At 46.7% G+C, this 18,188-nt stretch carries 16 protein-coding genes; 11 read left to right on the forward strand and 5 right to left on the reverse strand.

What is annotated here, in order from left to right; translation table 11 throughout:
• On the reverse strand, positions 1 to 1,182 hold the full coding sequence (locus BFR57_RS02750; RefSeq protein WP_071462522.1) for an MFS transporter: 1,182 nt from the start codon (positions 1,180 to 1,182) through the stop codon (positions 1 to 3).
• A gap of 143 nt (positions 1,183 to 1,325) precedes the next feature.
• Between BFR57_RS02750 and BFR57_RS02755 the strand changes: the two genes are divergently transcribed.
• Positions 1,326 to 2,234 carry a M14 family metallocarboxypeptidase gene (locus BFR57_RS02755; RefSeq protein WP_171903926.1) on the forward strand — a complete coding sequence of 303 codons (909 nt, stop codon included), beginning with the start codon at positions 1,326 to 1,328 and terminating at the stop codon, positions 2,232 to 2,234.
• Here BFR57_RS02755 and BFR57_RS02760 read toward each other — a convergent pair.
• On the reverse strand, positions 2,231 to 2,413 hold the full coding sequence (locus tag BFR57_RS02760; protein WP_071462523.1) for a hypothetical protein: 183 nt from the start codon (positions 2,411 to 2,413) through the stop codon (positions 2,231 to 2,233). The two genes, BFR57_RS02755 and BFR57_RS02760, sit on opposite strands and share 4 nt — an antisense overlap.
• A gap of 204 nt (positions 2,414 to 2,617) precedes the next feature.
• On the opposite strand from BFR57_RS02760, the gene BFR57_RS02765 reads away from it, so the two are divergent.
• The 9 genes from BFR57_RS02765 to BFR57_RS02805 all read left to right on the forward strand — a co-directional run bounded on the left by BFR57_RS02765 (position 2,618) and on the right by BFR57_RS02805 (position 12,019).
• Entirely contained in the window at positions 2,618 to 3,262 is a 645-nt protein-coding gene (locus BFR57_RS02765) for a thermostable hemolysin (RefSeq protein WP_171903927.1), read from the forward strand.
• Entirely contained in the window at positions 3,255 to 4,715 is a 1,461-nt protein-coding gene (locus BFR57_RS02770; protein WP_071462524.1) for an AMP-binding protein, read from the forward strand. The genes BFR57_RS02765 and BFR57_RS02770 overlap by 8 nt, the downstream gene beginning before the upstream one ends.
• A gap of 2 nt (positions 4,716 to 4,717) precedes the next feature.
• Entirely contained in the window at positions 4,718 to 5,377 is a 660-nt protein-coding gene (locus tag BFR57_RS02775; protein WP_071462525.1) for an iron-containing redox enzyme family protein, read from the forward strand.
• A gap of 2 nt (positions 5,378 to 5,379) precedes the next feature.
• Positions 5,380 to 6,168, forward strand: a complete 789-nt coding sequence (locus BFR57_RS02780) for an SDR family oxidoreductase (protein WP_071462526.1) — start codon at positions 5,380 to 5,382, stop codon at positions 6,166 to 6,168.
• 5 nt (positions 6,169 to 6,173) lie between these two features.
• Entirely contained in the window at positions 6,174 to 6,815 is a 642-nt protein-coding gene (locus BFR57_RS02785; RefSeq protein WP_071462527.1) for a tetratricopeptide repeat protein, read from the forward strand.
• 12 nt (positions 6,816 to 6,827) lie between these two features.
• On the forward strand, positions 6,828 to 7,493 hold the full coding sequence (locus tag BFR57_RS02790) for a response regulator transcription factor (protein ID WP_071462528.1): 666 nt from the start codon (positions 6,828 to 6,830) through the stop codon (positions 7,491 to 7,493).
• On the forward strand, positions 7,481 to 8,845 hold the full coding sequence (locus BFR57_RS02795; RefSeq protein ID WP_083405004.1) for an ATP-binding protein: 1,365 nt from the start codon (positions 7,481 to 7,483) through the stop codon (positions 8,843 to 8,845). Before BFR57_RS02790 ends, BFR57_RS02795 begins: the two co-directional genes overlap by 13 nt.
• Positions 8,846 to 8,911: 66 nt before the next feature.
• A complete protein-coding gene (locus BFR57_RS02800) occupies positions 8,912 to 10,318 on the forward strand; it encodes a diguanylate cyclase (protein ID WP_083405005.1) in 1,407 nt (468 codons plus the stop codon).
• A 111-nt stretch (positions 10,319 to 10,429) separates the two neighbouring features.
• The gene (locus BFR57_RS02805; protein ID WP_071462530.1) at positions 10,430 to 12,019 is read left to right on the forward strand and encodes an EAL domain-containing protein; all 1,590 of its coding nucleotides are present in this window, start codon (positions 10,430 to 10,432) and stop codon (positions 12,017 to 12,019) included.
• Here the strand turns inward: BFR57_RS02805 and BFR57_RS02810 are convergent.
• Both BFR57_RS02810 and BFR57_RS02815 read right to left on the reverse strand, forming a co-directional pair.
• Positions 12,016 to 13,467, reverse strand: coding sequence for a cryptochrome/deoxyribodipyrimidine photo-lyase family protein (locus BFR57_RS02810; protein ID WP_071462531.1), 1,452 nt, complete (start codon positions 13,465 to 13,467; stop codon positions 12,016 to 12,018). The genes BFR57_RS02805 and BFR57_RS02810 overlap by 4 nt on opposite strands.
• On the reverse strand, positions 13,467 to 14,792 hold the full coding sequence (locus tag BFR57_RS02815) for a DASH family cryptochrome (protein ID WP_071462532.1): 1,326 nt from the start codon (positions 14,790 to 14,792) through the stop codon (positions 13,467 to 13,469). Before BFR57_RS02815 ends, BFR57_RS02810 begins: the two co-directional genes overlap by 1 nt.
• Before the next feature lie 68 nt (positions 14,793 to 14,860).
• Here BFR57_RS02815 and BFR57_RS02820 point away from each other — a divergent pair, with 68 nt between their 5' ends.
• Positions 14,861 to 15,316, forward strand: coding sequence for a DUF3429 domain-containing protein (locus tag BFR57_RS02820; protein ID WP_071462533.1), 456 nt, complete (start codon positions 14,861 to 14,863; stop codon positions 15,314 to 15,316).
• 54 nt (positions 15,317 to 15,370) lie between these two features.
• Here BFR57_RS02820 and BFR57_RS02825 read toward each other — a convergent pair whose 3' ends face one another.
• On the reverse strand, positions 15,371 to 18,148 hold the full coding sequence (locus tag BFR57_RS02825; protein ID WP_071462534.1) for a pitrilysin family protein: 2,778 nt from the start codon (positions 18,146 to 18,148) through the stop codon (positions 15,371 to 15,373).
• Between the last annotated feature and the right edge of the window lie 40 nt (positions 18,149 to 18,188).

Below are 18,188 nucleotides of genomic sequence, written 5' to 3' on the forward strand. Positions count from 1 at the left end.
CTACAAACTTAAGTGTACTGAGCTTTTGCGACTGTGATATTTGGTGATGGTAAACACCATAAGCCCCGCAAGTGCCAATAAGCAACCAACCCAGCCCGTTGCTTGCCAGCTAAGGGACGTATTCAGCGATAAGCCGCCTAAAAAGGCACCTAAACCGTTGGCAATATTAAATGCTGCATGGTTGAGCGAAGCGGCAAGTGTTTGTGATTCGCCGGCAACATCCATGAGTCTGACTTGTAGTGCAGGAACCAACATTGCGGTTGTACCCAAGCAAAATGCCATCGGCAAAATAGTGTAGAGCGAATAGATACTGAGCGGAAAAACAGCCAGCACAATGATGGCCCAGGTTAAAGCACCTGCAATTGCCCATTTCATATTAAGGTCGGTCAGTTTGCCTCCGACAATACTGCCGGTGAATGAACCTAAGCCATAGATAAGTAGTGCAATGGGTATCCAGTACTCATGTACTTTAGTTGCTTCAAGTAAAGTAGGCGAGAGGTAACTCAATACGGCGAACATGCCACCAAAGCCTACGCTCCCGATAGCCAGCGTGAGCAATACTTGACTATTTTTTAGCGCGCGTAGTTCGGTTCGTACGCGCGTGGCTGACGTTTGTTTGGGCTGTGGTACGCAGGCAACGACTAAAATCGCCGCACTTAATGCCACAACACCGACTCCGATATACACGGTGCGCCAATCCAGCAATTGACCGAACCAGGTAGCGAGCGGGTTACCGACTAAAATTGCAATGGTTAAGCCCATCATGACCATGGTGACCGCCATGCCGCGTTGCGACTTATTAACCAGCCCTGCGGCCATTAGGCATACGATACCGCCGTAGGCACCGTGAGGTAGGCCACTGATAAAGCGGAACAGTTGCAGTTCCAAAAAGCTATCTGCGCGAGCGCTGAGTAAATTACTGATTGCATACACCATCATTAACGTGATGATCAGCGGCTTACGTGGAATGCGTGCACCTAGTAAAGTGATAAGGGGGGCGCCTATTACCACACCAAGCGCATATAGACTGATCAGGTGACCTGTCTGCTGAGCGGTGGTATTAAAGTCAGCCCCTACGTTGGGAAGAAGCCCCATCATGACGAACTCGCCAATGCCGATTGAAAAGGTCCCAATGGCCATAGCAAAAATGGCGAGTGCGATTTGCAGTCGTGAATAACTCATGGAATTTTTACAGCGAGAAAAAATTGCCGCCTATGGTAATGCTTTTCAACGTTGGTTGCTATCGTTCGCGCGTTTTAATCGAATTCGTAATGGGCGCTGTGTTAGCATAGCCTTTTGAACAATAACTGTTGGGAGTCAAGATTTTGCAACAACAGCAATATCCAATCGGTGTCCCGGGTCAGCCTTGGGGCGAGTCAGAAAAGAAAGAGTGGTTGCAACAACAGCGGGTTCAACGTTCGTACGAAGCTGACGTTCTTAGTCAAATAGAGCGCTTTAAAGCGCGGTTTGACGTGCGTGAATATGGTCAGTTGGATTACGCGAATCGGCGTTACCCTTTGTATGCGGTGTTGTCACTTGACTGGGACGATGAAAAGCCGACGGTACTCGTGACCGGCGGTGTTCATGGTTATGAAACCAGCGGAGTGCATGGTGCGCTTAAATTTATTGATGAGCAAATGCAAGCGCATCAAGACGTGTTCAATTTTATTGTAACTCCGTGTATTAGTCCTTGGGGTTACGAGACTATTAATCGTTGGAACCCCGATGCCGTTGACCCTAATCGTTCGTTTTATCAGCCGAGCCCCGCGCAAGAGTCAGGTTTTGTACTACAACTGATAGAGGATCTCGATGTTGATTTACTCGCGCATGTTGATTTGCACGAGACAACGAACACTGACAATTCAGAGTTTCGTCCTGCCAAAGCAGCACGAGATGGTGAAATAAATACTAATTGGAACATTCCGGATGGGTTCTATTTAGTCACTAACTCGGAAAATAAACAAATTGAGTTTCAGCAAGCGGTACTCGCGGAAGTGGCTAAAGTCACTCATATAGCTCCGGCAGACGAGAATAACCGGTTAATTGGAACGGATATTGATATCCCCGGCGTGATTAGTTATCCAACCCATGAACTGGGTTTGTGTATTGGTCTGAGTCAAGCGATGTATGCGACGACGACAGAGGTTTACCCAGATAGTGAAAATGCCACGCCCGAGCAATGTATTGACGCACAAGTAGCTGCGGTTGTTGGCGCGTTAAACTATTTACGCTAACCGTCATTAAAGTCATTTTTGCTACACTCGAGCACAAGTTGCTTGAGGCAGGATTGACTGTTTGCATCACATGCTTTTAAGTCGCAAGCCACTATCGCTTGCGACTGCATGAGCTTGAGCAATTGATTGCGGTCAATCGAAATACTGATACGACCAACTTGTGAGGCGATCGGTTGCATAATCGTCTTCCTTATTTACATGATAATTGACAAGATTAGTTTAAATGATAACTATTCGCAACAATGTCGTTTGAAATTTATTCTGAACTTCTCTGATGTAAAGAAATCATTCCCATAAAATTTATCTTAAGAAATATTTAAGAAAACCCCTCTAAAGTTATCTCTAGTTTCGGCAGTCATGCTCATTATGTTGGAGATAGCTTCATGCCATCGAATCAGAAATTCACTCTTAAAGAGAATAGTCACATTCGGCTCACCGCGTGTTGGATCAAACCGTCCGATCCAAGGCGTTTAGAGGCGGAGCATTTTATATGTGAACGTTACTGGTTCAGCTTTAATGCCTGCATCACACAGCTACCAGAAAATATCCTTGCGGTTTATCAGAATGATTTACTCGTCGCCGCTTGCGGTGTCCAGCTCGCCGAGCAACGCACGTTATTCTCTGAGCAATATATGACTCAGCCGTTGGTCAACTACTCGATCTTAGGTAAGCGCATGCCAGCACGGTTAGAAATCGCCGAGGTGGGTTCAATGGCAACGCTTGGGCGACGTTATTTACCGGATCTTGTCGAGGCTATCGTGCTGGCATTACGTGATATTCGCAGGACAGTGGTGTTATTTACAGCAACGCGTGGTTTGGCTCACTTTTTAGCGCGCCGCGGCATCGTATTGCAAAAGATAGCGCTTGCTGAACGAAGTAAGTTGCAAGTGGATGCAAACGCAGAATGGGGCTCATACTACGCTCACCAACCGAGTGTGTTTGCAGGCTGGACTGATAGCTACCCAGCGTCTGATGCGGAGCCAGCGTGCTTTCTAGAGCAACCATTTCAGGAGCGCGCTCATGCTTGATCTAATGACTTTACTGCAGCGTCATGCATTGAGCGACAGTGTGGCGTTACGTAGTGCAGAGCAAAAGTTAACTTACAGAGCGCTTTGGGCGCGCGTAGCGGATGCGGTTGCTTGGCTTAATTCTCGCTCGGAAACTCGTATCGCAATGGCGTTAGACAACAGCTTTGACTGGGTTATTTGGGATCTTGCATGTTTACGGGCAGCTAAAATACTGATTCCTATTCCGCCATTTTTTAGTGTCGAACAACAGCAAAATGTACTACACGATAGTGCAGCGCAACTACTTATCGGTATGCAGCTCGATACCGATCTACGTGAAGTCGTTACAATAGAACGTATACCCGGTAAGACGGGCTTTCCCGCTATCTTTAAACTCTCATCGACTGAGCTGCAAGCACGTTTGCCTGATGGAACACAAAAAATCACCTACACCTCAGGTAGTACAGGGCAGCCGAAAGGTGTTTGTTTATCGGCAGATGGTATAGCCACAGTGGTAACGAGTCTGCTCGATAAGCTGCCCAGTCAGCTGCACTCTCGGCACTTGGTTGTCATGCCGCTGGCTGTGCTATTAGAAAATATCGCCGGTGTCTATGTGACGCTAGCGCTTGGTGCCGAAGTCGTTGTATTGCCGAGCCCTTCATTAGGTCTCAAGGGGGCTAGTGACTTGGACGTTGAGCAGTTTATTAATTGTTTGAAGCATTACCAAATCTCTACCTTGGTCATCCCGCCAGCTTTACTCGAGGTGATCTGTGCCGGTGTTGAGTACTTTGGGTTATCCGCGCAGCAGTTTGAGTTTATTGCTGTCGGAGGCGCTCGACTTGCCACAGCGCAAGAGCAAAGAGCGATGGACCTCGGGCTTCCTATCGTTGTCGGATATGGCCTTTCCGAATGCGCTTCTGTGGTTGCTTTAAATGATATCTCAAAGGCACGTCCCTTAGGTTCTGTTGGCACGTTGCTTCCACACGTGTCTGGGCAAATTCGAAGCGGTGAATTGTTTATCCGTTCTCCCCTAATGTTGGGTTACTTAGGAGACGAGGCTTTGGCCGCTGAGTGGCTTGCCACAGGTGATCTCGCCCACTTTGACGAGTCTGGTCATTTATATATCGATGGTCGAAAGAAGAACATCATCGTGACGCCCTACGGCCGTAACGTCGATCCCGAGTGGCTCGAAACAGAACTGCTAACAAACTCGGTAATTAGCCAAGTGTGTGTCAGTGGCGATGAGTCGCACCCACTGCGGGCTCTCATTGTTAGCTCGGCTGAACGTAATGAAATCGAGCGAGCAGTGCAGGGAGTGAATATGAAACTGCCGGACTATGCACAAATAAAGGATATCGAATTTATCTCTACGCCATTTACTGTGGCGAACCAGCAACTCACGGGGACGGGGCGACTACGACGCCAAGCCATTTTAAGCCGTTATCCATTCAGTATGTCATCATTGGAGTACTAACTATGACATTTTTCAACGCATTATGTGACCAAACCAAGACTGAACAAGCCTTCTTGCTGAGTGCACCTGTTATCAAAGATACCTTTGCGGGTGATATTACTCGAGCGCGCTACCAAGCCTTTTTGGGACAAGCCTATCATCATGTAAAACATACGGTACCACTATTGATGCGCGCCGGTAGTTTGTTGCCCGACTCGCTCGAGTGGTTACGCAAAGCGGTCGTCGAGTATATCGAAGAAGAGTACGGTCACGAGCGTTGGATTTTGAACGATTTGAAGGCAACCGGTGCGGATCCTGAACAGATTAAAAATGCGGAACCTCACTGGAGCACTGATGCGATGGTATCTGTGGTGTATGACCACATGCAGCGCTATCACCCCGCTGCTTTTTTCGGCATGGCACATGTGCTCGAAGGCACCAGTGTGCAGTTGGCAACACAAGCTGCACACAAGGTTCAGGCGCGCCTTGAGCTACCTAACAGCGCATTTAGTTACTTATTGTCGCACGGCGATTTGGACCAGGACCACGTTAAATTTTTTGAAGATCTCATGAATCAATTAACCGATGTTGAGGCTCAGCAAGCGATTATTCGTACGGCCCGTAGTGTCTACCACCTCTACGGTGAGATGTTCCGCGCAATTCCTACTTTGGCTGGAGAGTAACTATGCGTGTGGACTGGAACGCACAACACATCGTTCTAACCGGAGCGACCGGTGGGCTTGGTCGTGAGTTGGCAAGTCAACTGACTGAGTTGGGAGCACGTCTGACCTTAGTTGGGCGTAATGAAGCGGCGCTCACTCAATTAGCGAAATCGTTACAGCAGGACTACTGGGTTGCGGATATTACTCAGTCCAATGCTCGCAACCTGTTGGTGGAGCACCTTCACTCGCAAAGTGACACGTTGCCGGTTACCGGACTTATCAATAATGCAGGCCTGGCCGCCGAGGGTGTGTTTGAACAGCAATATTCACAAGCTGAGGCGATGTTAACTATTAACTTGCTGGCGCCTATCTTGCTGACAGCTGAGCTGCTACCTGAGCTTAAGTTACGTCGTAGCTTTGTTCTAAATGTGGGGTCGGTGTTTGGCAGTATCGGGTTTCCAGGGCAAACGCTCTATTGTGCTACAAAGTTTGGACTCAAAGGCTTTACCGAATCATTAAGGCGAGAGTTATCAGATACCTCTGTACACGTGATGTATACCGGACCTCGTGCCATAAAAACGGGGTTTAACGGACCGTTAATGCAAGCACTTAATGCGCGTACCAAGACGACCGAAGATACGCCGGAGGTCGTGGCCCAGTGCATTATTAAGCAAATAGAAAAGGGTCAGATAGGCCGAATTATCGGCTTTCCCGAGAAGTTATTTGTGCTCTTAAACAGTATTCGACCGCAGTGGTTGGATGGCGCCTTGTTTAAAGTTAACCGTACGCTTAAGTCACTAATTAAGGAGTGATTAATATGAAATCATTAATTTACGCAGCGATTACTAGTGCACTCTTATTGACCAGTCAAACGGTCACGGCACAGAGCAAACTGTTAGATATTCAACATCGTTGGGCTGAGGTTAACTATACGCTAACTGATGATGCCCAAGAACAAGCATTTGAATCTTTAGCTAAGGAGACGCAAGCTTGGGTTGATGCGGAACCGAATAATGCAGAGGCGCATATTTGGCTCGGTATTATCAAAAGTACCGAAGCGGGCGCTGTCGGTGGCCTTGGGGCTCTGGGCCTCGCTAAAGAGGCGAAGGCGAGTTTGGAAAAGGCGCTTGTCATTGATCCTAACGCGCTGTCTGGCTCTGCTTACGCGAGTTTAGGCACCTTATACTACAAGGTGCCAGGCTGGCCGTTCGGCTTCGGTGATGATGACGAAGCGGAGAAACTGCTTAAAAAAGCGCTGGAAATAAATCCCCAAGGGATTGATAGTAACTACTTCTACGCCGATTACTTATACGAACAGGGCAAATATAAGCAGGCATTGGATTTTGCCAAACAAGCACTACTAGCCGAGGCGCGTCCTGAGCGTCCTTTGGCAGATGCGAAGCGCAGGGATGAAGTGCAAGCACTGATTAAAAAGGCGAATAGAAAGTTAAGCAAATGATAGGGATAAATCATGCAGTTATTATTGGTTGAAGACAATCAAACATTGGGACAAGCCGTTGAGATAGGATTATCTCAACGGCAGTTCACGGTAACTTGGGTGCGGACCGGCGCTGCCGCAATTTCCAACTTTAATCGTCAGGAGTATGATGTTGCCATTTTGGATTTAGGCCTGCCCGATATTGACGGCGAACGTGTCCTGCAAAGTATACGTAAAAAGGGCGTTGATATTCCGATTTTGGTGCTGACCGCTCGTGACCAAACCAGTGATATCATCCACTTGCTTGATGCGGGTGCTGACGATTTTATGACAAAGCCGTTCGATGTCAATGAGTTAGCGGCGCGTTTACGCGCGTTATTGCGCCGACGCAGTGGTTATGCCTCAGCAACAATAGAGTGCGGGCCTATTGCCATCGATACATCGAGTCGAGAAGCCTTTGTTAATGGTCATGAAATAACATTATCTCGGAAAGAATACGAACTGCTGCAATTGTTTGTTATGCAGCCGATGAAGGTTCATCCACGAGATAAAATCGAAGCACTACTGAGTTCAGATACGCATGTAGTTGAAAGTAATGCCCTTGAAGTTCACGTGCATAATTTGCGCAAAAAGCTAGGGCAGCGTGAGCTTATCGAGACAATTAGGGGTGTTGGTTACCGATTACGATGCAAAAATTAACCCAATTTTTTAGCAAGCTAAAATCAATTCGCCGCCGAATTTTGTTAACGGTCTCGGTGGTATATTTGTTTGGTAGCAGCGTGTCCGCGTTATGGATTTATTTTGAGGTCAGCCACGAAGTTGATGAGTTATTTGATGCCGAGCTGATACAGCAAGCGCACACCATGAACGCGCTAATCAGTCAATTTGAGCTAGGTAATATTAGTCAGCAACTTGATGCGACTGAATCGAATGCTGTGCTGGTTTACCATACTCCTGAATGGCTACAGGACTACGAAAGAAAGCTCGCCATTCGCTTAGAGACGGTGAGCGGGGATGTCATATACGCGAGTCGTGATTGGCTTAATTCACAGAAAATTCAATACACTGATGGTATTTCGGAATTACAGCAAGGTGATTCGTATTGGTATGTGTTTGGAGCAACCAATCTAAAGAGCGGCTTGCGAATGCTCGTGCTGCAAGAAGATGACTTTCGTGCCGAGCTCCGCGGTGACCTAACCATTGATACTTTAGTGCCTATTCTATTGATGTTACCGGTGATTATTTGGTTGGGGTGGTGGAGCGTTAACTTTAACTTTGCTAGCTTTCAACGACTCGCAAAAACGATACGCTCAAAACCGAGTGATAACTATGAGCAGCTAAGTGGCTTTGACGATACTGAGGAAGTGGCTGTCATTAGTCGGTCTTTAAATCATTATTTATCACGTGTAGAGCAGTCTTTTGCTCGTGAAAAGCGGTTCTCCTCCGATGCTGCACATGAATTAAGAACGCCCGTTGCTAACCTTAAATTGCGGATTCAGAATTTAATTGACTCGTCGTCTAACGTGCAGAAACAAACCCTAGAGCCGTTGATGGCATCAGTCAATCAGCTGATTCGACTGATCGATAATTTATTACTGCTATCTCGAACCGAACGACAAATGAATTCAACGGTGCCATTAAAGCTTGCACGCCAAGTACGCGAGGTTGTTGCGTTGTGGTATGAAAAAGCCGAGCAAAAAGAGCAAACTTTTGAGCTTCGGTTAGACGATACCGCAACAGTGCATAGCGATCCGGATTTGTTACACATTTTACTATCAAACTTAGTCGATAATGCGATTAAATATGGTGCGTTAGGTAGCGTTATTACTATCGAACAGCGCAAGCAAGCGCTAGCTATTACTAACCAGGTAAGTGAGCAAACACAGTTCGATATCGCCCGAGTGAGTGAACGCTTTTACCGCGGTGGTCATTTAGATATTGACGGCACGGGACTGGGTCTATCGATTGTTGGTAATATTGCTGAACAGCTGGATATTCGCGTGCAGTTTAGTCGAGATGAGTCCGCCTTTATTTGTACACTTTCTTTTTAAATATATTTGATAATGAATGAATATTAATTACTCTAAGTCTAACGATAATAATAACAATGGTTAGCTATGCATAGAGTAATGCGTTATCTCGGCTTGATAGTCGCTTGGTTGGCTTTATGGCGAGTCGCGGTAGTACTTGAGTTTGCACCTCATGCAAGCATTTGGTTTCCCCCTGCGGGACTCTCTTTCGCTGCTATGCTTGTATTGGGATGGCGAGCAATCGTACCGATTGCGGTGGCGGGATTTGTAAGCACTGCGTGGATTGCTGAAATTTATAATGAGCCGTTATCTGTCTCGAGTTGGATGACCACCAGCCTGTTGTTTGTCTTAGCTCATACGGTGCCTTTAGGACTCGGCGCATATGCGGTAAAACGCGTTCACATGAGCAATGGTGTCAATGGCTTTGCGCGCACCGTATTGACATTTCTTTTGGTAGCAGCTTTAAGCACCATGTTTACCTCACTGTTGGGGATAATGGCGATCTGGGAAGGTGGTTTGATGACTGGCGCGCAACGTTGGTTATCCTGGCTACCTTGGTGGATAGGCGATATGGCCGGTGTGATTGTATTAGCCCCCGTTTTCATTGCTATTGTGTCGTGGCGCTATCCACACGTTCAAGAATACCTTGGCGAGCTTAGTTTTAGTTTGAGTTCAGTTAAATGGCGGGCCTTTGCTTCACGGCTGAGTTTAGTGATTGTTTTACTGTGTTTGTCACTATTTTTAGTGCATCACACACAGCGGTTTGAAGCTTCGTTTACCGTGTTTTTTATCATTCTGCCTTTTTTATGGATAGCGACAACCGCGAGTCCGCTGACAAGTGTATTTATCTTGGCGTTGTTTAGTGGTGTTATGGCGCTACTGGTGTCACAGTTACAACTCATTGATTTTGCCTTGGTCTATCAATTTGCGATGACGATAACTGCAGCCTGTGTTTGGTTTGCTATGACCATACCTACGTTGATGGCGCACAACGCCGAGCTGACGGCTCGAGTCGCCCGTGACGGGCTAACCAAAGCGGCATCAAGGGGGCACTTTGTGCAGCGACTCGAATACAAGTTGCAGTCGAGCCAATCAAAGACACCGTGTTGCCTTATTATTTTCGACTTCGATTACTTCAAGCAAATTAATGATATGCATGGTCATATCGTGGGTGATCGGGTTTTGGTTAGTGTCACCAATTACGTTAATCAACAACTGCGAGAAAATGATATCATGGGGCGCTTCGGGGGTGACGAATTTATGATTATGCTGCCTGAGACTGAGTTTTCTGAAGCGCAGGCGGTCGCAGAGCGCCTCTGCTTGGGGATTAGTCAGTTACAAATCGACGGTCTCAATGATCGCGTCTCGTGCAGTTTTGGCGTGGTTTATTGTCAACCAAATGAACATGCAATGTCGGCGATTGATAGAGCCGATAGGGCGCTTTTGATGGCGAAAAAACAAGGTCGGCGGCAAGTTGTAGCGAGTGCTGCTTAAACAAACCACGATCAGTGATAACCCCTGATCATTTGCAGATTAACAGCTAGCCTTAACAATGCTATGGTCATTAAATAATAACTATAAAAAGTAGTGTGGAGAAACAACAAGGTGAGAGACTGTAAGATACTTGAACAATTGATGCTTGCTATGGAGAGTGCATCGTTGTGTGTTCGAGTAGACGCAAACGGGCATATCGTTTGGGTTAGCGAAACGCTCAAACAGCTTGATAGTCAGCAAGCTATCTCACCCGGGCTGCCGCTCAGTAAGTTGTTGCATGCCGATGTCCGTGGTCAATTGTTAGATCAGTTTGATTACAGTGTCACTCAACAAAGCCATTGGCAGGGTACCGTAAAACTCAATTTAGGGAATCGGCGCGCTGATTGGTTCAAGGCGATCTTTGTGCCCTTGTTCGACGATAGCCAAAACCTGCAAGAGCAAGTACTTATGCTGCAGGATATTTCCCGCGAAGTGTTCTTGGATGAGCTATTGAATGAAACGCGATTCGATCACACCACGGGATTACCCACCCGCGTTGACCTTATTGCTGACATCAAACGAGTTAATACGCAAACCGTCGCGATCATCGATATTAGGAAGTTTCGCAGTTACGCAGATTTTTATGGCTTGGAGTTTGGCGACCGCCTGCTATTTAACTTCAGTGAGAGTTGTAAGTCTTTTTTCTATCCGCGTCATATTAATATATACCGGCTGTATGGTGACAAGTTTGCCTTACTACCATCGTTTAGAATGGTGCCTGCGTTGTTTGAACAGCAGTTGCAACGGTTTTATGCCCACATCATTGACCGACAAATTGAAGTTAACGGAGCCAATGTAGCGCTCGATATCGCTATCGGCATGGGCGTTGGCAAAACTAAGTTATTACAATTAGCGGAAAGTGCGTTAGCAAGGGCGAAAACAGTATTCTCTGGACAGCGTATACATGTCGTTAATGAGCGTGAATTCTCTGCTAAAAATTCAATTAACTGGTTACCAAAAATACAGTCAGCGATAAAAAATAATCGCTTTATCAACTATTACCAACCGATTCGAAGCAGCAATGGGCAACGCCCAGATTATTATGAAGCTTTAGTCCGTATGCGCGATGGTGAACAAGACATACCACCTGGATTTTTTCTCGACAAAGCCAAAACGACGCGCTATTACCCCGAAATTACTCGTCGAGTGGTTGAGCAAGCGGTTGTTCATTCGGCACAACATAATGTCCAAATATCGGTCAATGTATCCATTGAGGACATCTTGAACGCCGAAACAGTTGCTTTTATTACGGACCAACTCGAAGCTTACCCGCAGTCTAAGTTAATTTTTGAAATCACTGAAACCGAGTCAACTGAGGATTTCTCCATGGTTGATGAGTTTACTCGCCGAGTGCGATCTCTAGGCGCAGAGATCGCGATTGACGACTTCGGTGTTGGTTACTCAAATTTTTCGCGCTTAATTCAACTAAGGCCCGATTACCTGAAGATCGATGGCAGTATCATTAAGAATATTCTCGAGGATGCGAGTAGCGCGAGTATATTAAATGGCATGATTAGCATATGTCGTGAGCTGAAAATACCGATGGTCGCTGAATTTGTTGAAACTGAGCAGGTCAATGGCTACTTGACTGAACAACAAATCGAGTTTTTACAAGGCTACTATATTGGCCGACCGTCGCCAGACATCATTAAGTTAAATTAACGCGATACGACGTGTCGTTTTAAGATGCGCTGTGCTTCTTTTCTTCCCGCCATACTTTTTTTGATGCGATGTAATGTATCGCGAGCAACCGGACGATAGTCATCTACATGGATTATGGGTTGTGGATAGTCGTCACCTAATTTAAACCCATACATTTGTGCTTCCATCGGCGTCATACGATACGGCGCATGTTTGAGCTGAAGTGGAAGATCTGCGAGCTCCGGCACCCATTGGTCAATGTATTCACCTGTGGGGTCTTTCTCTATTGCTTGCTTTTCGGGATTGTACATTCGTATGGTGTTGGTACCAATAACACCCGCTTGCATCTGAATTTGTGGATAATGTATACCAGGCTCGAAATCCAGAAACAGCGTGGCGAGGTAAGTGGTTGCATGTTGCCAATGGATATGAAGGTAATGGCATAAAAAACTGACTAACAGTGCGCGCATGCGAAAATTAATATAGCCGGTTTTCATCAGGCAACGCATTGCAGCATCGACCATGGGGTAACCTGTTTTTCCTTGTTGCCAAGCCTGAAGGTGCTGCTCGACTTGGGTATCCGAGCGGTAAGGATAGTTTTCGTAAGCACGGTTAAGCGCTGCATGTTGCATCGCCGTCTCGGATTCGAATTTTTGAATGAAATGACAGTGCCAGTGTAGCCGCGATAGAAACGCATTGAGTGGCCGTTGCCACCCTGTTTCACGGCGCTTATCGACAGTCGCTTGATAACATTCGCGTAAGCTGAGATTACCCCATGCTAAATAGGGTGATAAACGGCTACAGTGGTGCTGTGCTCGCAGAGGTTGTGAAATACTGTAATGATATGCGTGTCCACGTTGCTCAAGAAAGCTCGTTAAAGTAGCGACCGCGGCTGTAGGACCACCATATTGAAATGACGAGTTTCGCTCAAACCATGTTTTAGGTAGTGTGCGATAGTCAACACTCACTGCTTTAACTGGCTGAATGCGCGCAAGGTCAGGTGTTGCCAGTGGCGCTTTCATGGTCTCATACCAATGTTTTTGCCATTGTTGGCGGTTATTAAGACCTCGCTGCACAGCCCCAGTAGGGGATTCGTACCAATTTACGTGGTGCTGGCGACACCAGCTGGCGACCTGTTTGTCGCGGTCGAATGTATTCAGTAGACCAACTTCCTGATGACTATAAAGGCTTTCGATATAAAACTGTTGATGCCAAATCTGAAGTTGTTCAACCGTATCGCCATAGGTGACGTAAATTTGAGTATTGTATGCTTTTAGCTTGCGATTAATGTCACGAATTGATTCGACGATAAAGCGCCAATGGCGCTCATCGTAGTGCGGATCATTCACCAACCAAGGTTCAAAATTAAACCAGAGTAGTGTGGGGCGCCCGGTTGAAATAGCCGCTTTGAGCGGTTCATGATCGCTTAGCCTGAGGTCCCTTTTAAACCAAACAACGTTTATTGCCATCAGCTTAAAGGCCAGTCCGCCGCATCGGTAAAGTCGATTTGTGAGACAGCTTGTTCGCCATGCCAGCGCTTAATAAACTCACCGTTTGGATCGTAGGTTTGCGTTTGCTTATCGAGGTTAAAGCGCCTTGAACCTCGAGGATCAGCACCTACGCCCGCTAGGTATTGCCAGTTGCCCCAGTTTGAAGCCACATCGTAATCGATTAGCTGTTGTTCAAAATAAGCCGCGCCGTAACGCCAATCTAGTTGTAGCTCATGAATAAGACAGCTTGCGACCAACTGGCGTCCTCGGTTCGACATGTAACCTGTTTGGTTAAGCTGGTGCATGCAGGCATTTACGATAGGATAGGGGGTCTGACCCTTACACCAAGCCGCAAAACGCTGAGGATAAAAGCTTGTCGCAGGTTTTTTGTCTTGGATACCACTGAATTTAAACACTTTTTCTTGATAGCTTCTTAAGTACCAGTGAAAATACTCGCGCCACATTAGCTCGAAGGCAATCCAATACGTCGATTCATTGGCCCCTTGCGCTTGTTCATACTTTCGCAATGCATCAATGACTTGGCGTGGTGACAAGTTACCTAGAGCGAGTGCAGCAGAGAGTTTGGTTGAGTCAGCAAATTTATCAAGCGCATTGCGCGTCTCTTTATAGCTGCTAGGTGCATTCGAGTCGAAATAATCGGTTAAATGTTGGTGTGCGGCCAGCTCTCCGCCATTCAAGTATCCACTTGGCTCAACAAAAGGAACGCTGTCCGATGGAACGGTGCGCTGAGGCATCGGCGGCAGTGCCGTTAATTGGTTTAGGGCACGTCCCGCGGGAAATGTTTCGGCGAGCGGCTCAAAGCACTTGCGAAACTGAGAGTACGTATTCGGTAAGTTTTGTAATGAAAACGGCAACGCTTCCTCGCTTAAAAGTGTGTGGTTGCTCACGCGCTCGAAGCTAATATATGGGAAGCGTCGGACGAGCGTATCCCAACGACGTCGTTCGTACACGCCTGCATCATCACTGCAGTAAACCGCGTCTATTGCTAGTGTGCTGATCAGTGTCGATATTTCGGTTGTCGGCTGGCCCTTACGAATAATTAGTTGTTGACCATACTGTTGTAGTGAGGCCGATAAGTCAGCGATAGCCTGCTGCAAGTAACGCCAACGCGGCTGGCTGATGCCGTTGAGGCCATATCGGTTTCCTTTAAACCAGCTCTCATCAATTACGAAACAACATACCAATTGTTGGCACTGTTTTGCGGCACGAATCAGCGTTAAGTTATCAATGAGTCGCAGATCGAGGTTAAACCAGATTAATCCTGTTTGATGTTTTGCTTCCATGAATTGAACTTTACATATGATATGACGTACTTTGGATATACGAAAAAAACAATAAATTGGACGTGACCATGACATCAGTAAAAACAAAATGGATCTATTTACTTGGCTTTGGCGGTTTGCTTCCGTTTCTTGGGTTATCACTATCAAGTTTAATGGCAATAGAATTGCCGTTAATTGGAAACCCTTTACCTGCACTGGTTTCTTATGGGGCGGTTATATTGAGTTTTTTAGCGGGTATATTATGGGGGCGGGCGCTTCACCGAGCGGACACTGAGTCGACCCAAGGTTTAATTATTACAAGCAACGTGTTTGCATTACTCGCTTGGCTAACCTTATTACTCAACACAATATTTTGGTCGCTGCTACTGCAAATCGTCGGCTTTGCTTTAGTACTATTTTTTGAGCGTAAACTTGCGCGTGGAACAACCATGACCAGTCAATCGCGCTATTACCCTATGCGTTTAATGCTCACGGTAGGGGTTATTGTTTGTCAGATTCTGGTGCTAGGGAATCATATTATTTAGTACGGATATAAAAAAGGGCTGCATTTGCAGCCCTTTTTAATGTTAACGCCGTCGTTATTTTGTTTCTTTCAAAATGGTGACTTCGCCTAGGTTCATTTCACGAACCTTATCTTCGATAACGTCGAGATCGCCTACGATAACCCATGTTAATGCGTCAGGGCGCAGTAAATCCTTCGCTTCGCTCTGAACTTGGTCAAGCGTGATGGCCGAAACTCGGCTCGGATAAGCTTCTAAGTACTCAATCGTCTTACCTTTGTTCAAGGTTTCGGTGAGCGCACTCATTAACGCACTTTTTGTTTCATAGGCGCCAGGGAGCTTAGCTGTTTTATTAGCGATCACTTTCTTGAGCTCATCTTCAGTGGCTGGTTTATCACCTTCGTACTGATTGTATTCTTTGAGGATCTCTTCAATCGATTCGATTGTTTTATCGATTTGCACAGGTGCTAATGCGATTAACAAACCAGGGCCCTCAGAGTCTAACCAGATTGAACGAGCACCATAAGACCAACCTTTGTCTTCACGCAGGTTCATATTAAGACGGCTAGTGAATGAACCGCCTAAAATGGTATTGGTCACATCAATTAAATCAGCTTTCGCAGTTGTGCCAGAAGGCGCTAACTGACCTGCAATAATCAACGACTGTGGTGTACCTGGCTGATCAATCAAGAATACACGCGATTCTGAGCGAGGCGCTGGCGTATCAAGTTGCTTAGTCGGTACTGCGGTTGTCGGTGCTTGCCACTCGCTGAATGCCTTTTCAAGCATGGGCTTGATTTCAGCCTCGGTGGTATCACCGACGATGACCAATTTTGCATTATCTGGACGTAACCAGGTATTTACGTATGACACTAAATCTTCGCGCGTTAACGCTTTAATTGAGTCAATCGTGCCTGAGCCCGTTAGCGGCTGACTATATGCATGGTCTTCGTCGAACATTAAGCCTGGCAAAACGCGTAGCGCTTGCGATTGTGGACGCGCCTGTTCCTTGCGAATGTTTTCGATCCAGTTTGCGCGTTTACGCTCGATCTCATCCTCAGCAAAGGTCGGACGTTGTAACACCTCATCCATTAAGTTAAGACTCTCGCCTAAATTAACGGTCAATGTATCTAACGAGATGGTCGAAGTGTCCAAGCCGGCTCGAGTCGACAACTGACTACCTAAGCTCTCTAAACGAGCTGCGAGCTCCATTGACGAGTAGTTTTCAGTACCTTCGTTAAGCATATCCATCGCAAAACTAGCGGTACCCGACTTTTTACCTGCATCAGCGGCATAACCTGCATCAAAGCTCAAAGAGAGCTCAACGGTTGGTGTGTCGTGGCGCTCAGCTAAGTAGACTTCAAGCCCATTCGATAATGTGAACTGTTGAAGCTCAGGCAGTTCAAGCTGCGGTAGGTCACCTACATCCGGTAACTGACTGCGATCACTCATGCTCTCGCCAGCAGTATAGTCAGGTTGTGGCTCCACAAATAGGGTAAAGTCACCGCGGCTTAACCACTCATTTGCCGTAGTTTGAAGATCCGCCGTTGAGGCGCTCTCGACCCAGTCCATTTCTTGGGCGTAAAAACCTGGATCGCCATGATAGACTGCGCCTGACGCAAGAATGTCGGATTTACCACCGAAACCACCCACTTTCTCAGCTTGGCGAACGAAAGATGCCATGGTTGAAAAACGTGTACGATTAAGTTCTTCTTGAGTCGGTCCATCGGCGAGTAGCTTGTTCAACTCTTCGTTAATGATGCTTTCGATGCGTTCAAGCTCAACACCTTGCTTGGCGTCTGCAATCACCATAAATTGGCCTGCAACGTCACGCGCATATTGGAAGCTAGATACACTGGTCGCGATCTGCTCATCATAAACGAGGCGTTGATACAAACGTGAGTTTTTACCGCCGGCAAGGATATCTGAAAGTAAGGATAGGTATTCAGAGTCTTCTGTTCCCATCGGTGGGGTGTTCCACACCTTGTAAATACGTGATGACGGGACGTTATCCTCCATCACAGCGCGTTTGCTTTCATCACGTTTAGCTATCCATTGCTCCGTCTTCTTAATCGCTTTACCCGGTGCAATGTCACCAAAGTATTTTTGCATTTTTGCTTTAGCGGTTTCGACATCAATATCACCCGCTAATACTACAACCGCATTGGCTGCGCCGTAGTAATCTTTAAACCACTGATGAACGTCATCTAAACTTGCCGCATTAAGATCTTCCATTGAGCCAATAACCGACCATGAATATGGATGGCCTTCAGGAAAGGTTTGTTCAGCTAAGTAGCCCCAAACTCGACCATAAGGTTGTGCTTCACCTTGGCGCTTTTCGTTTTGAACGACGCCGCGCTGCTCATCGAGCTTGTCTTGAGTAATCGCGCCGAGTAGGTGGCCCATACGATCGGACTCCATCCACAACGCCATATCCAGGGCGGGTGTCGGTACATTTTCGAAGTAATTGGTACGATCGTTGTTAGTTGTACCGTTCATTTCTGTCGCACCGGCACGTTCAAACGGACCGAAATACTCGTCATCGTAGTTTTCAGAACCGTTAAACATGAGGTGTTCAAACAAGTGGGCAAAGCCCGTCTTGCCTTCTTTTTCATCTTTAGAGCCGACCGAGTACCACACGTTGACGGCTACGATCGGTGCTTTGCGATCTTCGTGCACAACAACGGTCAAACCATTATCAAGGGTAAAAGTCTCGTAATTAATATCAACTTGAGGTAGGTTTTTTTGCTGTACAGCAACGGTTTGCGTGTTCTCACGTTCCGCAGAGGTGGCTTGGCAGCCGCCGAGCAGGACGGATGCAACAGCTACCGCCGTGAGTGTTTTTACCATTTTCATGTTGTGTAATCCTAATTGTTGTAATTAACGATGCTATATT

Source organism: Idiomarina sp. MD25a, assembly GCF_001870515.1.
Lineage (GTDB): Bacteria > Pseudomonadota > Gammaproteobacteria > Enterobacterales > Alteromonadaceae > Idiomarina.